Source organism: Bradyrhizobium sp. CCBAU 051011 (assembly GCF_009930815.1).
Lineage (GTDB): Bacteria > Pseudomonadota > Alphaproteobacteria > Rhizobiales > Xanthobacteraceae > Bradyrhizobium.
In genome coordinates, this window is sequence record NZ_CP022222.1 from 4,585,612 (window position 1) to 4,606,817 (window position 21,206).

Genomic DNA, 21,206 nt, shown 5'->3' on the forward strand with positions numbered 1-21,206 from the left:
GACTGTCTTGCTGATGCCATCTGACAACAACAGATTTACGGCGACTTTGATGCTGCAGAATTGTTGCGCGCTGATGGCCGCGTGCCCGCAAAACCGCCGCAGTATCGTTCACGACCTCGTGCGCGACGCGCGTTAGGGATTCCCGTTCACTCTCAACAGGTTTGCAGACGACATGGACAATCTTTCAGGGTATGCGCGCCGGCCGTTTCCGTTTGTGTTGCGCTATCTCCGGCAGCGCCGCGCGGCCCATGCCGTCATTCTGACTGCTGTTGTGGCGGCGGTTGCCTGCTCCGTGGGCACGCAATACGGCGTGAAGCATCTGGTCGACAGCCTGACGGCCGGATCGGAACGTGCAGGAAGCGTATGGCTGGCATTCGCTTTTCTCATGTCGCTGATCGCGGCGGACAATCTGTTGTGGCGTGTCGCAAGCTGGACGGCGAGCTTCACTTTCGTGGGCGTCACCGGCGATCTCCGCCGTGACATGTTCCGGCATCTGACCGGTCATGCGCCCAGCTATTTCTCCGACCGGCTGCCGGGCATGCTGACCAGCCGCATCACCGCGACCTCAAATGCGGTTTTCACGGTCGAGAACATGTTCGTCTGGAACGTATTACCGCCGTGCATCGCGACCATTTCGGCAATTCTCCTGATCGGGACCGTCAGCCTGGCGATGTCCGCCGGGTTGATCGTCATCGCCGCCATCATGCTGATGGCGATGTTCCGCCTCGCCGCGGCGGGTAAGCCGCTGCATGACGATTTTGCCGACAAGGCCGCTGCGGTCGACGGCGAGATGGTCGACGTCATCAGCAATCTGCCGCTGGTTCGCGCGTTCTGCGGCCTCAGCTACGAACACGACCGCTTCGATGCCACCGTCGAGCGGGAACTCGACGCCCGTGGCCGCAGCCTGCGCTATCTCGAGAAGCTGCGGCTGCTACACGCCGTCGTGACAATCGTGCTGACGATCGCGTTGCTGGCATGGGCCATCGCGCTTTGGCAGCGCGGCGCGGCGACCACCGGCGATGTCGTGCTGGTCTGTACGCTCGGACTTTCGATCCTGAGCGCGACGCGCGACCTTGCAGTAGCACTGGTCGACGTGACCCAGCATGTCGCCCGCCTGACCGAGGCGATCGCCACCCTGTTGCTGCCGCACGAATTGAAGGATCATCCCGAGGCCGAGCCACTGATCCGCAGCGGCGCCGCCGTCGGATTCAATAACGTCGCATTCCATTATCCTGGCGGTGTTCAAGTGTTCGAAAAGTTCAACTTGCGCATTCAGCCGGGACAGCGGGTCGGTCTGGTCGGTCATTCCGGCGGCGGAAAATCCAGCCTGTTCACACTGCTGCAGCGCTTCTACGACGTCGAGCATGGCAGCATCACGATCGATGGCCAGGATATTGCGCGGGTGACGCAGCAAAGCCTGCGCGAAGCGATCTCGGTGGTGCCGCAGGACATCTCGCTATTTCACCGCTCGATCATGGAAAACATCCGCTACGGACGGCCGAACGCGACCGACGACGAGGTGCTGCGCGCGGCGATCGCAGCGCGGTGCGATTTCATCGAAAATCTCCCGGAAGGGATGGCGACCATCGTCGGCGATCGTGGTATCAAGGTCTCCGGCGGACAGCGGCAACGCATCGCCATCGCGCGCGCCTTCCTGAAGGACTCGCCGATCCTGCTGCTGGATGAAGCGACTGCTGCACTCGATAGCGAATCGGAGGAGGCGATCCGCGAGGCACTGTCGCGGCTGATGCGCGGACGCACCGTGATTGCCATCGCCCATCGTCTCGCCACCTTGCGCAATTTCGACCGCGTGGTGGTATTGCAGAACGGGCGGATCATCGAAGACGGACCGCCGGATATTCTGGTACAGGGAAGGGGCCCTTACCGCGAACTGGTCGCGCGCGAAATGGGCCGTCTCGCCAGCCACGCGGCCTGATCTGCGGCAGTAGCGTTTGCGTCCCGATGCGTCCCTCGCAACGCAAGGAAATCGCCTGAGGTCAATATGACAGCCGAAGTCACTCAATTCATCACCATTGAGGCTGCCGAACACGTCGCGGAATCGCCGTTCTATATTCCGATGACGGGACCGGCGACGCGGCAGCGCCGCTCGCTCAAGCACGACGACACCTTTATCGTACTCGACAGCCATGGCGACATCGGCGCCTCTGCCGGCGGGCCCGACGGCCTGTTCAATGCCGATACACGTTATCTCGCCCGGCTGGAGATGGTGCTCGACGACGTCCAGCCGCTACTGCTGGGCTCCAATCTGCGTGACGATAATTCGGCGTTGACCGTCGACCTCACCAATTCCGACGTGTACCGCAACGGTAGGCTGACGCTGCCAAAGGACACGCTGCACATCGTGCGCTCGATCTTCCTGTGGCGCGGCACCGCTTACCAGCGCATCGCCCTGCAAAATCACGGCGAGCGGCCGGCAAGTTTCGACCTGACGCTGCTGTTCGACAATGATTTCGCCGATCTGTTCGAGGTGCGCGGCGAGCGCCGACCGCGTCGGGGAATAGGTTCCAGCCGGCTGCTCGGGCCCGCCGACGTGGTGCTGGAGTATGCTGGGCTTGACGGCCAGGCCCGCATTACCGCCTTGCATTTCGAGCCGCGGCCGACCCGGCTCGCCGTCAATTCAGCGACCTATCATTTCGAACTCGAACCCGGGCAAGTGATCGCCCTGTTCGTCGCGGTGTCCTGCAACAAGCCGATCATGCAGAAGCCGGTACCGTTCTTTCGCGGCCTCCTGGCGCATCGCCGCGAGATGCGGCGGTCGACGGCCGGCGCAGCCAGCATCGAGACCTCGAACAATATCTTCAACGAGGTGCTGTGCCAGGCGATGGCCGATCTCAACATGCTGATGACGGACACGCCGCAGGGCAGATATCCCTATGCGGGCATTCCCTGGTATTCGACCACGTTCGGCCGCGACGGGCTGATCACCGCGCTGCAGATGTTGTGGGTCGATCCGCGCATCGCCAAGGGAGTGCTGCGGCGGCTCGCCCATTTTCAGGCCAAGACGGTCGATCCGCTCGCCGATGCCGAGCCCGGCAAGATCCTGCACGAGATGCGCGGCGGCGAGATGGCGGCGCTGCGCGAAGTGCCGTTCGCGCAATATTACGGCAGCGTCGATTCGACGCCGCTGTTCGTGCTGCTGGCCGGCCTCTATGTCGAGCGTACCAGCGATGACGACACGCTGGTCGAGTTGTGGCCCGCCATCGAAGCGGGCTTGCGATGGATCGACGGCCCCGGAGATCCCGATCGCGACGGTTTCGTCGAGTACCAGCGCGCCACCGAGCAGGGGCTTGCCAACCAGGGCTGGAAGGATTCGTTCGATGCGATCTTCCACGCCGATGGACAGCTCGCCGAGGGCTATCTCGCGCTGGCGGAAGTTCAGGGATATGTCTTCGCCGCCAAGCGGCTGGCGGCACGTTGCGCCCGCCGGCTCGGAAAGATCGATCGCGCGGCGGAACTGGAATCCGCTGCGCTGTTGCTGGCCGAGCGCTTCGAAGAGGCGTTCTGGTGCGAGGAGCTCGGCACCTACGCGCTGGCGCTCGACGGCGCCAAACGGCCGTGCAAGGTGCGAACTTCCAATGCCGGCCAGCTTCTCTTCACCGGCATCGTCCGAACCGATCGCGCCCGTCGCGTCGCGGCCGATCTGATGAGCCAGAAATTCTTTTCGGGATGGGGCATCCGCACCGTGGCCTACGGCGAGGTTCGCTACAATCCGATGTCCTATCACGACGGCTCGATCTGGCCGCACGACAATGCGCTGATCGCGCTCGGCTTCGCGCGTTACGGCCTGAAGCATTCGGTCGCGCATCTGTTCAAGGGCCTGTTCGATGCCGCGAGCTACATGGACTTGCGGCGGCTGCCGGAATTGTTTTGCGGATTCCGCCGCGAAAAGCGCCGAGGTCCGGTGCTCTATCCCGTCGCCTGCGCGCCGCAGGCCTGGGCCAGCGCGACGCCCTTCACGCTATTGGAAGCGGCGCTCGGCCTCGAATTCGATGCCGCGCGCGGCGAGATCCGCCTTCGCGACCCAAAGCTGCCGGAATTCCTCAACGAGGTGGTGTTGCGCGATCTGCAACTCGGGCCGTCCAGCGTCGACTTGAGGGTGCGCCGCCACGACGATGAGGTCTCGCTCGAAGTATTGCGCACCCGCGGCCAGATTCAGGTGTCGATCGTATTGACGCATTAGCGATGGCGGATTCGGGTAACCGAAGCGTCCGCCAAGATCAGGAGACCATATGCGCGCCGGTATTCTTGTCCTATCTTTGATCGCCGGGTTAGCGATGAGCCTTCCGGTATCGGCAGCGGAAGACGGCGGAACGCAGGGAAGCCGCGCCGCGCCGGCCGATGCCGCGAAAGATGCCACGAAAAAGGAACCGGCGCCTCCACCTTCGGTCACGGTGATCGGGGCCCGTGACGCGCTCGGCATTCTGGGTCGCGAGGTCCGCAGTGCAGCCAACGAGAATATGGGACGCATCGTCGACGTGATTGTGGACCGCGAGGGCGCTGTACGCGCCGCGGTCATCGATTTCGGCGGATTTCTCGGTGTCGGCAGCCGAAAGATAGTCGTGGACTGGAGTGCGCTGCATTTTGGTCGAGTCGCCAATAAGAGCGACAGCATCACCCTGGAGCTGACGAAAGAACAGGTGACGGCGGCGCCGGAATACAAGCAGGACGCGCCGGTAATCGTGCTCGGTGCGGCTGGCCGCCTACAGCCGTGGGATTTCGACAAGTAAGGGAGAAAACGATCTGGTCGCGCTCCCGTCCCAGTCGCTCGATCTGATGAACGACGATCGCCAGAGGCGATCCGCCGGCGAGAGCAATATCGTGCCGCAGCCGCCCGCTCCCAGCGAGCGGCCCAAACCGTCGATTGAGAGCCAGCGTGGCCTCGACTGGTTCATCTTCTTCCTCGCCGACGTGCAGACCGGGTTCGGTCCGTTCATTGCGGTCTATCTGACCACGCAGAAATGGACGCAGGTCGAGATCGGCTTCGTGCTGTCGATCGGCGGGATCATCGGCCTGCTCGGGCAGATGCCGGGCGGGGCCGTGGTCGATGCAGCCCGTTCCGAGCGGCTGGTGGCGGGGCTCGCGGTCGCCACCATCGGCTGCGCCGCGCTGGCCTATGCGCTATGGCCAATTTTTCCGGTCGTGACCGCGGCGGCGGTGCTGCATGCGCTGGCGAGCTGCGTGCTGGGTCCGGCAATCGCGGCCATCAGTCTCGGTCTGGTGGGGCCACTCGCGATCGGGGAGCGGCTCGGGCGCAACGCCCGTTTCGCGTCCCTCGGCAACGGTTCGGCGGCGGCGCTGATGGGCGCATGCGGCTATCTGTTGTCGAGCCAGTCGGTGTTCTTCGTCACCTTCCTACTCACAATCCCCACCTTGCTGGCGCTTACCCGGATTCGTGGCCAGGAAATCAACGTGGCGCAGGCACACGGCGCCTTGAGCGAGGACAGGGCTACCACGGCCACCGACAAGGAGGCGACCAGTGTGCTGCATCTCCTCCGGCAGCGCCCGCTGCTGATCTTCGCCGGCGGAGTATTACTGTTTCAACTTGCCAACGCCGCCATGCTGCCGCTCATGGCCGGCGTGGTCACGACGCGATCGGCTCAATGGGCGCCGGTGCTGATTGCGGCCTGCATCATCGTACCTCAAGCGATCGTCGCGCTGACTTCACCCTCGGTCGGGCGCAAGGCGCAGGCCTGGGGGAGGCGGCCGCTGCTGCTCATGGCGTTCGGCGCGCTGGCGATCCGCGGATTGCTGTTCGCAGTCGTGCGCGATCCCTATCTTCTGGTTCTCGTGCAGGTGTTCGACGGCATCACCGCGGCCGTACTCGCCGTGATGGTGCCGCTGATTGTGGCCGATGTCGCCTATGGCAGCGGCCACTTCAATCTGGCGCAGGGCGTCGTCGGCACTGCGACCGGCATCGGTGCATCGCTCAGTACGGTGCTGGCGGGCTATATCAGCGACACCTTTGGCAGCAGCATCGCCTTTACGGGCTTGGCCGGAATTGCAGCCCTCGGCCTGACCGTGATCTGGCTGTTCATGCCGGAGACCCGGCGAACCGGGTAAGCCGCCCGGTCAACAGTGCGGCGATGACCAGCGACGCGCCGATTCCGGCGACGCAGGCGGTCCATCCAGAGCGGTCGAACAATTGGCCCAGTGCGGCGCTTCCGACGAGACCGCCGAAGAAATAGCTGGCGAGGTAGGTTCCGCTGGCAATGCCGCGGTTGTCGCTGGCGGCCTGCCCGACAAAGCCGGTGGCGCAGGCCTGTGCGAAGAACGTACCGACGCCGACCAGCACCATTCCCGCGAGCACCGCCAATAGATGCGAAGACAGCATCATGGGCAATCCCAGCGCGGCGACCGCAAGCGCGGCCCAGATCGCCGGGCGCGTGCCCAAGCAGGCTACCGCCTTGCCGGCGAACAGTGTCGTGAACACGGAGGGCGCAAACACGAAATAGACAAAGCCGAGATCCATCCGCCCCAGCGACAGCGGCGCGCGAACCAATACGAAATTGACGTAGGTGAAAGTGCCGATGAAAACGAACAGAATACAGAAGCCGATCGCAAAGGCCGCGCGGAGCGCCGGATTGCGCCAATGCGCGAGCGTCGCCGCGAACGGCGACGGCGCCGCGGATACCGCCTGCATCGGCTCGACGCGCTGGATGGTGAAATACACCAGCACGGCGCCGGCGAGGTTGAGCAGCGCGAAGAAATAGAAATTTGAGGCCAGCCCGAGCGTGTCGACCACTGCCGCCGACACCAGGCGTCCGATCAGATTGCTTGCGACGTTGCCGGTGATGTACGCCGCGAAGGCGCTACCCGCATCCATCGCGCTGCATTGCTCGCCGAGATAGGCCAGAGTCAGCGCAAACGCCGAGGCCATGCAGAGGCCCTGCGCGATCCGAAGTACGGTGAATGTCGTGAGGTCGGGCGCGATCGCCAGCAAGGTGGTCGGAATCGCCAGCAGGATCAGGCTCATGAGAATGCCGCGCCGACGGTCGATATGCGGACTCAGGAAGCCGACAACGAGGCTGGCGATCGCCATGCCCAGCGTGCTGGCGTTGACCGCGACGCCCATCTCGGCGGGCGACACGTTGTAGTGCCGCGTCAGCGAGGGAAGGATGGCCTGCGTCGCGAACAGATCGACCACGGTCAGGAACGCCGTGAGGCCAATGATGAAGGATCGCAGCACCGGGCCCGGCGAGTGACCATGCACTTCCACCGCTTCGGTTTCCATCGGCGCGGAAATGCCGGTCATGGCGCTTCTCACTGTCATCTCGGAAAAAGGAAGGATGTGACGGCCGGGGCGTGCGGGGCGACACGGGGATTCCAAGCCGTCACATCCGGCAACGAGGCGTCGGGTGGCGCTCGTTACAGCTCCTTACATGTTGTGATCGTGCGGATCCTTACGGACGTCGCCGACATAGAGGATGACGGTTTCCTTGCCGAGGTTCTTCCACCAGTGCGAGGTGCCGGCGACTTCCGGCCTGATCTCGCCGGCCTTGTGCACGATCGGCTCCGAACAGTTGCTGGCGTATTCAACGATCTCGCCCTGCTGGACGTAGATCAGCGCGGGACGATCGTCATGGCTGTGCCAGGGGACGATGCCGCCGGGCTCGATCGTCAGCTTGCGGAAGCGCAGCTCACGATCCCTGATGTTGGCGGGCTGCTTCTCGAGGTTGATCGAGCCAAGCGTGACGTCAGTGACGCCGACCGGCTTGTAGTCGACCATCGGGCGGACGTTCGCTTGCATCTTCCCGGCCGGGCATTCACCGGCCACGGCAGTGGAGGTCGCTGCAAACGAGCCCGCGATGAGTGCGGTAAGCGCGAGGCCTCGCCGCATCGCGCGTGAGGCGAGATTTGATTTGGACATGTCGTGGTCTCCTCTTGAGGTTTTGCCTCGGCCCGAAAGATCCGGCCGGCTACGCCCGCGAAAATCATTGAATTCGCGACCAGGAGGAAATGCCGGTTGGCTCTCGACTCCATAGCGTCGCGCTATGTGCGGCGGAGATCGATTGCAGTCGGCTTGCAGGTTCCTCAATGCGCCGCGGCTATCGAACCGATTGTGCAACGGCATTTCTCATTCGGATCAGGCCGCCCTCTGATGGGACAGCGCCCGATTGGCGGGCGTCACCATCCAGAGGAATCCCGATGAAAACCTTTTCCAAAACCCTGATTGCCGCCGCTGCGTTTGCCGCCGTCGCCACCACGGCCTTCTCGCAAGTTCCATGGGAATTCAACCCGGGCATGGCCTACATGTATGCCGGCCCCGGCAAGATGTCGGCGATGGCCATGGCCGCGAGCCCCAAGAATCACGACGCGATGATGAAGAACGCCAAGAAGGTCCCGAACAATACCGTGTTCTTCATGGACAAGGGCCAGCTCTACTCGACCTCGGGCATGCTCGACCCCACCGGCAATTTCTATCTGCCCTGATCAAGGCACAATGAAAGTTTGGGCCGCCCTTGCGGGGCGGCCCGGACCAGAAAATAATATGGGGAATGCTGGAGCAAGCCATGACGACAATGCTGACGCCCGCCAACGCCGAACGTCTCAAGCAGGCGTTCCAGCAATGCCGCGACATGGAAGGCTCGTTGCGCGAACAGCTCGAGGCCTACGCGGCGGCGGGGCGGGAGATATTTCCGGCCTATGGCGAAGCGGTCGACCGGCTGGTGGCGCGGCTCAATGAGAACGGCGGCGGCGAAAATGCGCCGCGGGTAGGCGAGGCGATGCCGCCCTTCCTGCTGCCGGACGAGACCGGCAACCTGGTCAGCCTGAAGTCATTAATCGATCGAGGACCGGTCGCGGTGATGTTCTATCGCGGTCACTGGTGCCCTTATTGCCGGCTAAATGTCCGGGCTGTGATCCAGGCCCACGTCCGGATCACGGCGTTGGGTGCGCAAGCCGTTGCGATCATGCCGGAGACGCAGGCCTATGCTGAAAGATTCAAATCCGAGGCCAACGCGCCGTTCCCTGTGCTGACCGACCTCGACAATGGCTACGCGCTGTCGCTCAACCTTGCGATCTGGCTCGGCGCCGAAATCCAGCGGCTGCTGTCATACCAGGACATGGCGAGCTTTCACGGCAATGACGGCTGGGTGCTGCCGATCCCGGCGACCTTCGTGGTCGGTCGCGACGGGCTGGTGAAGGCGCGCTTCGTCGATCCCGATTTTCGCAAGCGCATGGAGATCGACGACCTGCTCGCCGCGCTAAAGAGTGCGAGTGAAGAGCGGTAGCTCCTTGGCGCCTTCGGAATGCGCATGGCGGAAGGCGCTGCCTACCGTTCCTCCTCCATGACTTCGGTAACTTCGTACAGATGCGGATCGATGTCGCTGGTGATTTCGTCGAAGTGACCCCATCGCTTGCGAAACTCCGGCGATTGATGGGCCGATCGCAGCAGATCGCGATTTTGCCATTGCACGTAGTTGACGATGCGGCGGCCATCGAGGCTGCGATGCAGACTGATGGAAACAAAACCCGGCTGGCGCGCCATGAAGCGGGCGCGCTCGGTCATGACCGATAGCGCCTCGGCCTGCTTCTCGGGCTCTGACTCGATGATCGTGATCTGGGTAACGGGCTGTTTGTCGGTGTGGATCTGCGGCATGGCTGATCTCCCTTGTTGGCCGGGGGCCTTGCGTCAACCATGGAAATTCCCGGAATGGGAGGCAGTTCCGAAGCATCAGCCGAAAGCTTGATCTGACCTCATCAGGGCAAGGAGCAGGACCTATGCAGTTCCGCCCTTGCGCATAAATTGCTGCCAGTCGGCACCGCGCAGCATGCGCATCACGGCGGATGCCACGGCGGTCCGTTCACGCCCCGCAACGCCGTAGAGGTTCACGGTCCGGCGCGCATCCAGCCCTTCGACGGCAGCGCGCTTCAGCGTCGGTGGGATAGAGGCCGTGTCAGGCACCACGGCAATGCCGATATCGGCCTCCAGCAGCTCGATCAAATCGCGTTCTGACGCGATCTCATGGCTGCGATCGACGTCGAGACCGTGCTCGCGAAGCGAAGCGTTCACCCGCGTTGCATGCTCGCAGTAATTTCGCGACAGCAATTGCTCGGCGCGCAGATCGCCAAAATCGATTTTCTCGCGCGTTGCCAGTGGGTGGTTCTTGTTGACGACGAACTGAAAGTTTTCTGTGAACAGCGGCCAGGCGTCGAGCCGGTCCCACTCTTCGCTGATTTCGGCGGCAATGCCTAGCTCGGCTTCGCCCTTCTTGAGAAACTCCGCCACTTCGTGGGCATTGCCGCGCAGAAAGCGGAACTCCAGGCGGTTGAACATCCGCTTGATCTGGTCGAGGTGCGGGATCAACAGCGACAGGTCGACGGAATGGGTGAGCGCGATCCTGAGCGCGCCGACTTCGCCGCTCTTGAAGGAAGAGGCAAGCTCGCGGGCGCCGGTCGCGGCCTCATAGCATTGCTTGAGCAGCGGATGCATGCGCTGGCCGAGTTCGGTGAGTTGCGCGGCGGGCCGCTCGCGGCGAAACAGATCGCCGCCAAGTTCGGCTTCCAGTTGCTTGATGGCCCGCGTCAGCGATGGTTGCGTGACGTTGCAATCGTCGGCGGCGCGCGTGAAGTTGAGCACGCGCGCAACCGCGAGGAAGTAGCGAACCTGATGCATCTCCATGGCCGTGCCCCGGTCTGTCGTGCGGCAAAGCTACCCGATCGCGCCCCCCGATGACTACCCAAACCGCCATAGCGCCGACGTATGGTTTTGGAAGCCAAACGGCATTTTCTTAGACCCCGCCCGCCGTGCAGGCTGAAGCTGAGCGGTCTCGTCGAGAGGCTGATCAGCCACACGAAGGGAGGCCCATGAATATCCAGCTCAAAACCCAGAATACTGCGGCCCGGCGCCCGCTTTCCGGCAAGGTCTCGCTTATCACGGGATCGACCAGCGGCATCGGGCTCGGGATTGCCCGCGCATTGGCGGAAGCCGGCTCGGCGGTGGTGCTGAACGGTTTCGGCGTTGCGACCGAGATTGCAAAAGCGCGGGATCGGATCGAAGCCGATTTCGACGTCAAGGTCAGCTATTCTGCGGCCGATATGACGAGCCCGGAGGCGATCGCCGAGATGATTGCAGCCACCGTCGCCAGCCACGGACGGCTCGATATTCTGGTCAACAATGCCGGCATCCAGCATGTCGCGCCGCTCGATCAGTTTCCGGTCGAGAAATGGGACGCGATCCTGTCGATCAATCTGTCGTCGGCGTTTCACACCACGCGGCTCGCGCTGCCCGCGATGCGTCAGAACAGGTTCGGGCGGATCATTAACATCGCCTCCGCGCACGGGCTGGTCGCGTCGCCTTTCAAGGCGGCCTATATTGCCGCCAAACACGGCATTGTCGGCCTGACCAAAGTCGCGGCGCTGGAGACGGCGGAAGACGGCATCACCTGCAACGCGATCTGTCCAGGCTACGTCTACACGCCGCTGGTCGAGGCACAGATCGACGGCCAGGCCAAGGCGCATGGCATTTCCCGCGAGCAGGTCATCCGCGACGTGTTGCTGGCGCAGCAGCCGAACAAGCGTTTTGCCACGGTCGAAGAGCTCGGCGCGCTCACGGTGTTTCTTGCCAGCGATGCGGGAGCGTCGATTACCGGTGCTGCGTTGCCGGTCGATGGCGGATGGACCGCGCACTAAATCAACCAGCATTCAGGGAGCGTGACATGAAGGACGTTCAGGGCATTCATTCCTCGGCGAAGGCCAATTCGCCGGACACGCCCGGGCCCGGACAGGTGGTGCTGGTGCTGCAGGGCGGCGGTGCGCTCGGCTCCTACCAGGCCGGCGTCTATCAGGCGTTGCACGAGGCCGGGATCGAGCCGGACTGGATCATCGGCACCTCGATCGGTGCCATCAACGCCAGCCTGATCGCCGGCAATTCGCCACAGGACCGGCTGTCGCGTCTCCGCAAATTCTGGAAGAAGATGGAGCAGAGCCCGGTCTGGAGCTTTCGCGATACCTTTCCGGGCTTCAACGAAAAGCTGTCTTACTGGTCGACCGTGACCAACGGCATTCCCGGTTTCTTCCGGCCCAACCCGCTGGCCCATGCCGGCGACAGCTATCCGCTCGGCGCCGACAATGCCGGCTATTATTCGATCGCGCCGCTGGAGCGGACCTTGAGCGAGCTGGTCGATTTCGATCTGGTCAATCAATGTACGCCCCGCCTGACCGTTGGCGCAGCCCATGTCCGCACCAGCCAGATGCGCTATTTCGACAGCCGGGATTGCGAACTTGGCGTCAAGCACATCATGGCCTCTGGCGCGCTGCCGCCGGCGTTCCCGGCGGTGCGCATCGAGGGCGAGCTCTATTGGGATGGTGGGATCCTATCGAACACGCCGACGGAAGCCGTGTTCGACGACAATCCGCGCAAGAACTCGCTGATCTTCGCCGTTCATCTGTGGAATCCGTCCGGCGCCGAGCCGACCACGATGGCGGAGGTGCTGAACCGTCACAAGGACGTGCAATATTCGAGCCGGATCGCCAGCCACATCGCCCGCCAGCAGCAGGCGCATCGGCTGCGCCATGTCATCAACCAGCTCGCGGCGCGCCTGCCGGAGGCTGAGCGCAATAACGAGGCGGTGAGGGAGCTAGTGGGTTACGGCTGCCCGACCCGGATGCATGTGGTGCGGCTGCTCGCCCCGCAGCTCAGCCGCGAGGACCACACCAAGGACATCGATTTCAGTCCATCCGGCATCATGCAACGCTGGGACGCCGGCTACCGCCACACCAGCTCGGTGCTCGAAAAGAAGCCCTGGGTCGGCAAATTCGATCCGCTCTCCGGCGTCGTCCTCCATGAGCAGATGGAAGCCCTGCTGGAAGCGGCGGAATAGCAGACTTATGCGATGATGGAGGGCGCGATCGTCTTGCGATAAAGCGCGCTATAGCACGCGGCCGACAGGTCCCAGCTAAAGGAACGCGCCATCGCACTTCGCCGCATCGCGTCGAGCTTGTCCTTGGCGCGGAAGGCGTCGAAGGCGCGCCTGACGCCGCCGAGGAAGGATTCTGCGGACGGTTGCGGAAACAGGAAACCGGTTTCGCCGTCCTGGATGGTTTCCGCCAGCCCGCCGGTCTGGTGGCCGATCGGCAGCGATCCGAACCGCTGCGCATACATCTGGCTCAGCCCGCACGGCTCGAACCGCGACGGCATCAGCGTGAAATCGCTGCCGGCAAAGATTCGCCGCGCCTGGGCGTCGTTGAAGCCGATGACGACGCCGATTGCATCCGGCCTGCGGCGATGCGCATTGACGAGCGCCTGTTCGATCTGGGCCTCGCCGCTGCCGGTTACCACGATCTGCCCACCGGCCTCGATGATTTCGTCGGCGGCGGACAACACGAGGTCGACGCCCTTCTGGTGAACCAGACGCGCGACCAGGCCGAACAGCGGGCCGCGCGACACCGCGAGGCCAAACTGCTTGCGGACGTAATCGGCATTGGCCTGTTTGCCTTTCCAGTCGCCGGGGGCAAAGGTCTGCGCCAGATGCGCACAGGCGCTGGGATCCCAACTTTCGTCGATGCCGTTCAGGATGCCGGTCAGTTGCGCGGCGTTCGAGCGCTGCTGCAGCAGGCCTTCCAGCCCGCAGCCGAGTTCGCGCGTCGTGATCTCCTTGGCGTAGGTCGCGCTGACGGTGGTCAGATGCGAGGCGTAGACCAGGCCGCCCTTGAGGAACGACACGTGGTCGTAAAATTCGAGCCCATCGATGTGGAAGGAACTTTCGGGAGCCCCGATCCGGCGCAGCGCGTCCGGCGGGAACAGGCCCTGATAGGCGAGGTTGTGGATGGTCAGGATCGAGGGAATCTTCGTGCCCCTCCATGCCAGATAGGCTGGCGCCAGGGCGGCCTGCCAATCGTTGGCGTGGATCAGGTCTGCTGCCCAATTCTTGTCCACGTTGCCCGCGGCAAGTTCGGCCGCGGCAGAGGCAAACCGGCCGAACCTGATGTCGTTGTCCGGCCAGTCATGTCCCGATTCGTCGCCATAGGGGTTGCCAGGCCGGTCGTACAATTGCGAGCACAACAGCACGTAGACGGGCATACCATCCTTGGTGGCTGCCCGCCCGAGCGAGCAGGCTGGCATCTGTGCCAGCGCACCGCATTCTCCAACAATTTCAATGTGGGTGAGCTGTTCGAGAATGTCCCGGTAACCGGGCAGCATGACCCGGACGTCACTCCAGCGGCGCAGCGCCCGAGGTAGCGCCGCAGAAACGGCAGCAAGTCCGCCTACCCGGACGAAGTCATCCATCTCAGTGGTGACGAACAAGACCTTCACGGAAAACGTCCTCGTACCAGCCGCGATGAAACAGATGCAAGAATAGGTCCAACTTCCTTACCCGTTATAACGCTGGCTCCGAATAGTCGTTCCTCTGCGACTACTTCCCTGTCGGGGCTGCACAATTTAGGGTCACGGCCACCAACAACGAATGGCCGCAAAAGGCCGAAGGAGTTCGACGCAATGACCATAGCCGGCAATGATCAGGGGAATTTGACAGGCAGCTTCGCAGGCCTGCGGGTCCTCGATTTCTCAACCACGATTGCCGGACCGCATTGTACACGAATGCTCGCCGATATGGGAGCCGAGGTTATCAAGATCGAGACCGAGGAAGGCGAGACGATGCGAACCCGTCCGCCGGTACGGAATAACTGCTCGACGGCCTTCGGCCAGCTCAATGTCGGCAAGAACAGTATTGTTCTGGATCTGAAATCGTCGAAGGGAGTGGAGGCGGTTCGCCGGCTGGTCGCGACCGCTGACGTGCTGATGGAGAATTTCCGTCCAGGCGTGATGCGGCGATTGAAGCTAGACTACGCCTCGCTGCACGAGCTCAACCCGAAACTGGTCTATTGCTCGATCTCGGGATACGGCCAGACCGGGCCGTCGGCGGAGCTGCCGGCCTATGCGCCGGTGATTCACGCAGCCTCCGGCTATGAGATGGCGCATCTAGCCTATCAGCCGGGACGCAGCCGGCCGGACTATTGCGGCATCTATCATGCCGACGTGCTCACCGGCGTCTACGCGTTCGGCGCCATCTCGGCGGCGCTTTACCAGCGCGCGGCGACCGGGCAGGGCCAGCATATCGACGTCTCGATGTTGGAATCCATGCTGAGCCTGACGCTGAACGAATTGCAGTGGTCGCAGTTCGAGGTGAAGCCGACGCAGCGGCCGATGTTCGGCCCGATCGAGACGACGGACGGCTATGTGATGATGGCGATCGCCAGCGAGAAAACCTTTCAGAGCCTGATGCAGGTGATCGGCCACCCCGAGTGGGTGAGCGATCCGCGCTTTGCCAAATATTCCGATCGGCGAGAAAACTGGACGAGCCTGATGGAAGGCGTCGAAGCGTGGTCGCGCACCGTGACGACTGAGCAGTGCCTCGCTGCACTCAATACGCACGGCGTTCCGTCCTCGGCCTATCGCACCGTCGCTGAAGCGCTGCGCGATCCGCAGATTGCCCATCGCGGCGCATTGGCCGAGGTCGAGGATGGCGGCGGCTCCTTCAAGGTACTCAACCTGCCGTTCCGCATGTCGGGCGCCAAGGTGTCGGCGGCGTCGCGCATGTCGACGCTCGGCGAGCACACGCGTGCTTACTTGAAGGAGACCGGCCTGTCCGACGACGAGATCGCATCCTTTGCCGGCAAGGCGCAGGCGATCGCGCGTGGCTGACAGCGCGGTCCGCATAGCGAAACATTAACCTGCGGCGTTTTCATCCACGGCGTGTGATCGGCCTTGCCCGCGACTGCGTTTCCGGACAATCTTGCGGGCAGCCATACCTGATCCGGAATACCGGACGGACGACACATCGGAGGAAACACAATGAAGGCGGCGATCCGTTCGAGCGCGCTCGCGCGAATATTTCTTGTGGCGGGATTTGGTGTGGCATTGTCAGCAATGCCCGCTAGCGCGCAGAAGGCGGGCGGCAGCATCACGGTCGGCCTTGAGCTCGACATCCCCGGCTTCGACGTGTTGAAGGTCGGCGTTTACGACACCGCAGCGCTCACCGCCTCATCGGCGCTGTTCGATACGCTCACCTATCTCGATGACAACGGCAAGCCGCAGCCGAAGCTGGCACTGTCCTGGGAGCCCTCCGAGGACTTCAAAATGTGGACCTTCAAGCTGCGTCCGGGCGTCAAGTTCCACGATGGCACGCCGTTCAACGCCGAAGCTTTCAAAGCGAATTTCGACCGGCAGAAGGATCCCGCCAACAAGTGCCGCTGCGCCTTCTATATCTCCAACGTCAACGATGTTCAGGCGCCGGATGAACTGACGTTGGTCTATAACCTCAATGACCCGTCGGTAAACTTCCCCTCGCTGGTGTCCTACGCGAGCCAGACCAACGCGATACACTCTCCGACCGCGTGGAAGACCAAGGGCGATGAATACAACCGCAATCCCGTCGGCACCGGTCCCTACATCCTGAAATCCTGGACGGCCGGGGATCGCATGATCCTGGAGAAAAATCCGGATTACTGGGACAAGGACAAGATCTATTTCGATCGCATCACGCTGAAGCCGCTGCCCGATGCGCAATCGCGCTTCGCCAGCCTGCAATCGGGTGAGGTCGACCTGATCTGGGATGACGAATATAGCGCCGACAATATCCAGAAGGCGCAAAAAGATTCCAAGCTGACGGTGCATACCTATGCGGGGTCGGGTGCGCAGGTATACGCCTTCAACACCAAGGTTGCGCCATTCGACGACATTCGCGTCCGCCAGGCACTGGTAATGGCGCTTGACCGCAAGAAGATGTCGCAGGCCATTACCAATGGTCTCTCTAAACCCGCCTCCAATCCCTATGGCGACGGCTCCTGGGTCAAATGCAAGGACGACGGTGCGCTTCCCGAAGACCTTGAGAAGGCCAAGGCGCTGATCAAGGACTACGGCAAGCCTGTCGAGTTCAAGATGCTCGTCACGGCGACACCACGCGGACGCATGGTTGGCCAGGTGCTGCAGCAGTTGTGGAAGCGGGCCGGCGCCAACATGGAGATCGAGCAGGTCGATCAGGCCACCATCCCGCCGCGCGCCTTCATGCGCCAGTTCCAGTTGACGCCGTGGCGAATTGTCGATCTGGCTGATCCTGACATACAGATGTACTCCAACTTCAAGACCGGAAGTCCGGTGGCGCTTGCCAACTACTCCAATCCGGAACTCGACAGGCTGCTGGATCACGCCCGCACCACGGCCGATACCAATAAGCGAATTGACGACTATTGCGCGATCAGCCGGCTGATCAACAAGGAGGCGATCTGGTTCTGGACGTTCCAGAACACCTATTATGCGATCTCGACTGCCAAGCTGAAGGGCTTGCCCAAGATGTATAGCGGGAAGATCGACGTATCGCGCGCCTGGAAGGAATAGCCGCCTATGGCGTTCTTCGTCGCACGCCGGCTCCTGTATCTGGTGCCGGTGCTGATTGCGGTTTCGCTGCTGACCTTCTCGATCGCATCGCTGCTGCCGGGCGATCTGGCGTACACCATCCTCGGTGACCAGGCTACGCCGGAGAACGTGGCGGCGCTGCGACGTGACATGGGGTTGGATCAGCCGATCTGGTGGCGCTATCTGAGTTGGCTCGGCGGCGTGCTGCAGGGCGATTTCGGCCGTTCGTTCCGCACCGGCCAGACGGTGCTGCAGGCCGTCACCGAGCGGCTGCCGGTCTCGATCGAGCTGATGCTGCTGGCGCAACTCGGCGCGCTCGGGATCGGCGTTCCCCTGGCGATCGTCTGCGCCGCGCGCAGCGGTGGACCGTTCGACCGCTTCATGACCGGTACCGCGTTCGGCATGCTGTCGGTTCCAACCTTCCTGTCCGCGATCCTGCTGATCTACTTTTTTGCGGTCGAACTGCGCTGGCTGCCGGCGACCGGCTATGTGCCGTTCGGCGAAGACCCTGCCGCAAATCTGCGCTTCATGGTGCTGCCGGCGCTGACGCTTGCACTCGCCGAATGGCCCAGCATCATGCGCGTGCTGCGATCCGACATGATTGCGACGCTGCAGGAAGACTATATCTCGCTGGCCAAGGCCAAGGGCCTGAAGGCCTCGCGCATTCTGTTCGTGCACGCGCTGAAGCCGTCGTCGCTCACGCTGGTCACGATTACGGGCATAAATATCGGCCGGTTGATCGGTGGCGCGGTCATCGTGGAAACGATCTTCGCCCTTCCGGGCATCGGCCGGCTGTTGATTGGAGCGATCCTCACACGTGACCTGATCATCCTGCAGGGGGTGGTGCTGCTGGTCGGTGCGGGTTTCGTCATCATGAACTTCATCGTCGACATGCTCTACGCCGTTCTCGATCCCAGGATTCGCCATGGCCACGCTTGAACTCGACGTAGCCGAGGAGGCCGTAAGCCAGCCTGTGCGCAAGGGCCGACGGCTTGGCGTGCTGTTCTGGGCGGCGATCGGCTGGTTGATTTTCGTGATCGCTGTGGCGGTTTTTGCCAACGTCCTGCCGCTGCAGAGCCCCACCGACATGGATATGCTGGAGCGGCGCGCGCCATTCTCCGCCGAGCATTGGCTCGGCACCGACGGGCTCGGCCGCGACGAACTCTCGCGCCTGATTCATGGCGCGCGGATATCGCTGGTTGTCGGCGTTTGCGCGCCGGTGATCGGGCTCGTCATCGGCGGCGCGCTCGGCATGCTTGCGGGCTATTTCCGCGGCCGGTTCGAATCGATGGTGGTCGGCAGCATGGATGTGCTGCTGGCGTTTCCGCCTCTGATTCTGGCGCTGGCCGTGACCGCCTATCTCGGGCAGTCGATTTTCAACCTGACCCTGATTCTCGGCCTGCTCAGCGTTCCCGCCTTCATGCGGGTGGCGCGGGCGGCGACGCTGACGCTGGCGCGGCGCGAATTCGTGATCGCCGCGCAAGCGCTGGGCGCGACGCATGCACGGATATTGCTGCGCGAATTGCTACCCAATGTCATGCTGCCGCTGCTGGCTTTCTTCCTGCTCGGCGTTGCCGTCATCATCGTGGTCGAGGGCTCGCTGTCATTCCTCGGTCTCGGCGTGCCGCCGCCGATATCGAGCTGGGGCAGCATGATCGGGGAGGGGCGCGAAAGCCTCGATGTGGCGCCGCGGCTCGCTTTCATGCCTGCGGCGGCCATGTTCCTGACCGTACTGGCCTTCAATCTCGTCGGTGACACGCTTCGTGCGCTCACCGATCCACGTCAGGGCGCGCTGTGACCGGAAATACCTTGCTGTCCGTTGAGGATGTTACCGTCGATCTGCCGACGCCGCGCGGCAATCTACGCGCCGTTGATCATGTCGATCTCACCGTTGGCGCCGGGCGCACGCTCGGCGTCGTCGGCGAATCCGGCTGCGGCAAGACCATGCTGTCGCGGGCGATCCTGCAATTGCTGCCGAAGAAGGCAAAACTCTCCGGCCGCGTGATGTTCGACGGGCAGGACTTGCTGCGGCTGCCGCCGGAGAAGCTGCGCCAATTGCGCGGCCGGTCGCTGGCGGTCGTGTTCCAGGATCCGATGACCTCGCTCAACCCGGTGCTGACGATCGGCACCCAGTTGATCGAAACGCTGCAGGAGCACCTTGAACTCGACGATGCTGCCGCCACGCGACGAAGCGTCGAATTGCTGACGGCGGTCGGAATCCCCGCGCCCGAGCAGCGGCTGGCGCAGTATCCGCACCAGCTTTCCGGCGGGATGCGGCAGCGCGTGGCGATCGCGATCGCGCTGTCATGCGAACCGAAACTCCTGATCGCGGACGAACCGACCACCGCGCTCGACGTGACGATCCAGGCGCAGATCCTCGATCTCCTGGCGCGCGAGCAGCGCCGCCGGCACATGGCGATGATCATCATCACCCACGACCTCGGCGTCGTTGCCGGGCGCACCGACGAAGTCGCCGTCATGTATGCCGGCCGGGTGGTCGAGCGCGCCCCGACGCCTGATTTGTTCAAGAAAATGCGGATGCCCTATACCGAAGCGCTGCTTGCCGCTCTCCCGCGGCTCGACGCCGCGCCCCATACGCCGCTGCCGGCGATATCGGGGCGTCCGCCCGATCCGACCCGGCCGCTGCGGGGCTGCTCGTTCTCGCCGCGCTGCCGCTATGCGGTGGCCCGCTGCCAGGCCGAGAAACCGGCGCTCGAGGCTGCCGAGACCAGCGCACACACATTCGCCTGCTTCCATCCGATCGAAACCCGCGCGGATGCCAACGCATGATGCTGCAAGCCGCTCCATCCGCTTCATCCGAAGCTTTGCTCGAAGTCGACAATCTCGTCGTCGAATATCCGGTCGGCCCCAAGATCGTTCACGCCGTGTCCGGTGTCTCCCTGCAGATCGCTCGCGGCGAGACGCTGGGGTTGGTCGGCGAATCCGGCTGCGGGAAATCGACACTGGGGCGCGCCGTTCTGCAGTTGCGCCGGCCGACCGCCGGGCGGGTGTCGTTCGACGGCCAGGATCTCACGGCGATGCACGGCGAGGCCTTGCGGCGGATGCGCCAGCGCGTGCAGTTGATCTTCCAGGATCCGATCGCTTCGCTCAACCCGCGCCGCAAGATCGGCGATATCGTCGCCGAGCCGCTGGTGATTGCCGGCGTCACGGACCCGGAGAAGCGCAAGCAACTTGTGTACGAGGTGCTGACCGCAGTCGGGCTCGATCCCAGCCTGGTTGTCGGGCGGCTGCCGCATGAATTTTCCGGCGGCCAATGCCAGCGCATCTGTATTGCGCGCGCGCTCGTCCTCAATCCGGAATTCATCGTTTGCGACGAGCCGGTCTCTGCGCTCGACGTTTCGATCCGTGCGCAGATACTGAACCTTCTGGAAGAGATGAAAGGCCGATTCGGCTTGACGCTGCTGTTCATCGCGCACGATCTCGCTGTTGTGAAGGCGGTCAGCGACCGCGTCGCGGTGATGTATCTGGGGCGGCTCTGCGAGGTCGGCCCCTCCGAACAGTTGTTCGCCAGGCCAGCGCATCCCTATACCGCGCTGCTGATCGAGGCGATCCCGGTGCCCGACCCGGACGTCCGTCCAACCGAGACCGTGCCGGTCAGCGAGCCGCCTTCGCCGATCGCGCCGCCGTCCGGCTGCCGGTTTCGAACCCGCTGCCCCCGCGCGGACCAGCGATGCAGCGACGAAATGCCGGAACTGCGCGCCGTCGCGCCGGGTCAGTTCGTGGCCTGCCACCACCCGCTGATCTGAATACCGGAAGACCGCTGCACGCGTTTGTCTCGATGGGACGGACATGGCAATGTCCGTCCCCAAGA

General features: G+C 63.3%; 19 protein-coding genes. 14 read left to right on the forward strand and 5 right to left on the reverse strand.

The genetic code is table 11. The annotated features are described in order from the left end of the window. Window positions 1–172: 172 nt before the first annotated feature. From ACH79_RS21535 to ACH79_RS21550, 4 genes are all read left to right on the forward strand, one after another. Window positions 173–1,936: an ABC transporter ATP-binding protein gene (locus tag ACH79_RS21535; protein ID WP_161852779.1), complete on the forward strand. Its 1,764-nt coding sequence runs from the start codon at window positions 173–175 to the stop codon at window positions 1,934–1,936. Between the two features lie 66 nt (window positions 1,937–2,002). After that, window positions 2,003–4,201, forward strand: a complete 2,199-nt coding sequence (locus tag ACH79_RS21540; protein ID WP_161852780.1) for an amylo-alpha-1,6-glucosidase — start codon at window positions 2,003–2,005, stop codon at window positions 4,199–4,201. Between the two features lie 49 nt (window positions 4,202–4,250). Continuing rightward, window positions 4,251–4,748 (forward strand): PRC-barrel domain-containing protein, encoded by a 498-nt coding sequence (locus tag ACH79_RS21545; protein ID WP_161852781.1) that lies wholly within the window; start codon window positions 4,251–4,253, stop codon window positions 4,746–4,748. Window positions 4,749–4,794: 46 nt separating this feature from the next. After that, on the forward strand, window positions 4,795–6,081 hold the full coding sequence (locus tag ACH79_RS21550; RefSeq protein WP_161852782.1) for an MFS transporter: 1,287 nt from the start codon (window positions 4,795–4,797) through the stop codon (window positions 6,079–6,081). Here ACH79_RS21550 and ACH79_RS21555 read toward each other — a convergent pair. Next, window positions 6,053–7,273 carry an MFS transporter gene (locus ACH79_RS21555; RefSeq protein ID WP_161852783.1) on the reverse strand — a complete coding sequence of 407 codons (1,221 nt, stop codon included), beginning with the start codon at window positions 7,271–7,273 and terminating at the stop codon, window positions 6,053–6,055. The genes ACH79_RS21550 and ACH79_RS21555 overlap by 29 nt on opposite strands. Before the next feature lie 123 nt (window positions 7,274–7,396). Next, window positions 7,397–7,888, reverse strand: a complete 492-nt coding sequence (locus ACH79_RS21560; RefSeq protein WP_161852784.1) for a cupin domain-containing protein — start codon at window positions 7,886–7,888, stop codon at window positions 7,397–7,399. A gap of 278 nt (window positions 7,889–8,166) precedes the next feature. Between ACH79_RS21560 and ACH79_RS21565 the strand changes: the two genes are divergently transcribed. Further along, window positions 8,167–8,451: a hypothetical protein gene (locus ACH79_RS21565; RefSeq protein ID WP_161852785.1), complete on the forward strand. Its 285-nt coding sequence runs from the start codon at window positions 8,167–8,169 to the stop codon at window positions 8,449–8,451. 80 nt (window positions 8,452–8,531) lie between these two features. Continuing rightward, on the forward strand, window positions 8,532–9,251 hold the full coding sequence (locus ACH79_RS21570) for a peroxiredoxin-like family protein (RefSeq protein WP_246738059.1): 720 nt from the start codon (window positions 8,532–8,534) through the stop codon (window positions 9,249–9,251). A 41-nt stretch (window positions 9,252–9,292) separates the two neighbouring features. On the opposite strand, the gene ACH79_RS21575 is transcribed toward ACH79_RS21570, so the two are convergent. Together ACH79_RS21575 and ACH79_RS21580 are read right to left on the reverse strand one after the other, a co-directional pair. Beyond that, entirely contained in the window at window positions 9,293–9,619 is a 327-nt protein-coding gene (locus ACH79_RS21575; protein WP_161852787.1) for an antibiotic biosynthesis monooxygenase, read from the reverse strand. Window positions 9,620–9,739: 120 nt separating this feature from the next. Beyond that, complete coding sequence (locus ACH79_RS21580) at window positions 9,740–10,642, reverse strand: LysR family transcriptional regulator (RefSeq protein ID WP_161852788.1); 903 nt, start codon at window positions 10,640–10,642, stop codon at window positions 9,740–9,742. A 185-nt stretch (window positions 10,643–10,827) separates the two neighbouring features. On the opposite strand from ACH79_RS21580, the gene ACH79_RS21585 reads away from it, so the two are divergent. Continuing rightward, the gene (locus tag ACH79_RS21585; RefSeq protein ID WP_161852789.1) at window positions 10,828–11,652 is read left to right on the forward strand and encodes a 3-hydroxybutyrate dehydrogenase; all 825 of its coding nucleotides are present in this window, start codon (window positions 10,828–10,830) and stop codon (window positions 11,650–11,652) included. A 26-nt stretch (window positions 11,653–11,678) separates the two neighbouring features. Continuing rightward, window positions 11,679–12,842, forward strand: coding sequence for a patatin-like phospholipase family protein (locus ACH79_RS21590; protein WP_161852790.1), 1,164 nt, complete (start codon window positions 11,679–11,681; stop codon window positions 12,840–12,842). Between the two features lie 5 nt (window positions 12,843–12,847). Here ACH79_RS21590 and glgA read toward each other — a convergent pair whose 3' ends face one another. Then, window positions 12,848–14,275, reverse strand: a complete 1,428-nt coding sequence (glgA, locus tag ACH79_RS21595; protein WP_161852791.1) for a glycogen synthase GlgA — start codon at window positions 14,273–14,275, stop codon at window positions 12,848–12,850. 183 nt (window positions 14,276–14,458) lie between these two features. On the opposite strand from glgA, the gene ACH79_RS21600 reads away from it, so the two are divergent. The 6 genes from ACH79_RS21600 (at window position 14,459) to ACH79_RS21625 (ending at window position 21,141) form a co-directional block, all read left to right on the forward strand. Continuing rightward, window positions 14,459–15,664, forward strand: coding sequence for a CaiB/BaiF CoA-transferase family protein (locus tag ACH79_RS21600; RefSeq protein ID WP_161852792.1), 1,206 nt, complete (start codon window positions 14,459–14,461; stop codon window positions 15,662–15,664). A 150-nt stretch (window positions 15,665–15,814) separates the two neighbouring features. After that, window positions 15,815–17,356 carry an ABC transporter substrate-binding protein gene (locus ACH79_RS21605; protein WP_161852793.1) on the forward strand — a complete coding sequence of 514 codons (1,542 nt, stop codon included), beginning with the start codon at window positions 15,815–15,817 and terminating at the stop codon, window positions 17,354–17,356. A 6-nt stretch (window positions 17,357–17,362) separates the two neighbouring features. Then, window positions 17,363–18,313, forward strand: coding sequence for an ABC transporter permease (locus ACH79_RS21610; protein WP_161852794.1), 951 nt, complete (start codon window positions 17,363–17,365; stop codon window positions 18,311–18,313). Further along, entirely contained in the window at window positions 18,300–19,172 is an 873-nt protein-coding gene (locus tag ACH79_RS21615; protein ID WP_161852795.1) for an ABC transporter permease, read from the forward strand. Before ACH79_RS21610 ends, ACH79_RS21615 begins: the two co-directional genes overlap by 14 nt. Before the next feature lie 11 nt (window positions 19,173–19,183). Continuing rightward, the gene (locus ACH79_RS21620; RefSeq protein ID WP_161852796.1) at window positions 19,184–20,164 is read left to right on the forward strand and encodes an ABC transporter ATP-binding protein; all 981 of its coding nucleotides are present in this window, start codon (window positions 19,184–19,186) and stop codon (window positions 20,162–20,164) included. Further along, the gene (locus ACH79_RS21625; protein ID WP_161852797.1) at window positions 20,161–21,141 is read left to right on the forward strand and encodes an ABC transporter ATP-binding protein; all 981 of its coding nucleotides are present in this window, start codon (window positions 20,161–20,163) and stop codon (window positions 21,139–21,141) included. The genes ACH79_RS21620 and ACH79_RS21625 overlap by 4 nt, the downstream gene beginning before the upstream one ends. Window positions 21,142–21,206 lie beyond the last annotated feature (65 nt).

What these genes read in the sequence shown, in the direction of transcription:
- ACH79_RS21550 (WP_161852782.1), top strand. Translation starts at nt 4,795, where the DNA reads ATGAACGACGATCGCCAGAGGCGATCCGCCGGCGAGAGCAATATCGTG.
- ACH79_RS21570 (WP_246738059.1), top strand. Translation starts at nt 8,532, where the DNA reads ATGACGACAATGCTGACGCCCGCCAACGCCGAACGTCTCAAGCAGGCG.
- ACH79_RS21545 (WP_161852781.1), top strand. Translation starts at nt 4,251, where the DNA reads ATGCGCGCCGGTATTCTTGTCCTATCTTTGATCGCCGGGTTAGCGATG.
- ACH79_RS21565 (WP_161852785.1), top strand. Translation starts at nt 8,167, where the DNA reads ATGAAAACCTTTTCCAAAACCCTGATTGCCGCCGCTGCGTTTGCCGCC.
- ACH79_RS21555 (WP_161852783.1), bottom strand. Translation starts at nt 7,273, where the DNA reads ATGACCGGCATTTCCGCGCCGATGGAAACCGAAGCGGTGGAAGTGCAT.
- ACH79_RS21580 (WP_161852788.1), bottom strand. Translation starts at nt 10,642, where the DNA reads ATGGAGATGCATCAGGTTCGCTACTTCCTCGCGGTTGCGCGCGTGCTC.
- ACH79_RS21610 (WP_161852794.1), top strand. Translation starts at nt 17,363, where the DNA reads ATGGCGTTCTTCGTCGCACGCCGGCTCCTGTATCTGGTGCCGGTGCTG.
- ACH79_RS21585 (WP_161852789.1), top strand. Translation starts at nt 10,828, where the DNA reads ATGAATATCCAGCTCAAAACCCAGAATACTGCGGCCCGGCGCCCGCTT.
- ACH79_RS21540 (WP_161852780.1), top strand. Translation starts at nt 2,003, where the DNA reads ATGACAGCCGAAGTCACTCAATTCATCACCATTGAGGCTGCCGAACAC.
- ACH79_RS21575 (WP_161852787.1), bottom strand. Translation starts at nt 9,619, where the DNA reads ATGCCGCAGATCCACACCGACAAACAGCCCGTTACCCAGATCACGATC.
- ACH79_RS21535 (WP_161852779.1), top strand. Translation starts at nt 173, where the DNA reads ATGGACAATCTTTCAGGGTATGCGCGCCGGCCGTTTCCGTTTGTGTTG.
- ACH79_RS21600 (WP_161852792.1), top strand. Translation starts at nt 14,459, where the DNA reads ATGACCATAGCCGGCAATGATCAGGGGAATTTGACAGGCAGCTTCGCA.
- ACH79_RS21590 (WP_161852790.1), top strand. Translation starts at nt 11,679, where the DNA reads ATGAAGGACGTTCAGGGCATTCATTCCTCGGCGAAGGCCAATTCGCCG.
- ACH79_RS21560 (WP_161852784.1), bottom strand. Translation starts at nt 7,888, where the DNA reads ATGTCCAAATCAAATCTCGCCTCACGCGCGATGCGGCGAGGCCTCGCG.
- ACH79_RS21605 (WP_161852793.1), top strand. Translation starts at nt 15,815, where the DNA reads ATGAAGGCGGCGATCCGTTCGAGCGCGCTCGCGCGAATATTTCTTGTG.
- ACH79_RS21615 (WP_161852795.1), top strand. Translation starts at nt 18,300, where the DNA reads ATGGCCACGCTTGAACTCGACGTAGCCGAGGAGGCCGTAAGCCAGCCT.
- ACH79_RS21625 (WP_161852797.1), top strand. Translation starts at nt 20,161, where the DNA reads ATGATGCTGCAAGCCGCTCCATCCGCTTCATCCGAAGCTTTGCTCGAA.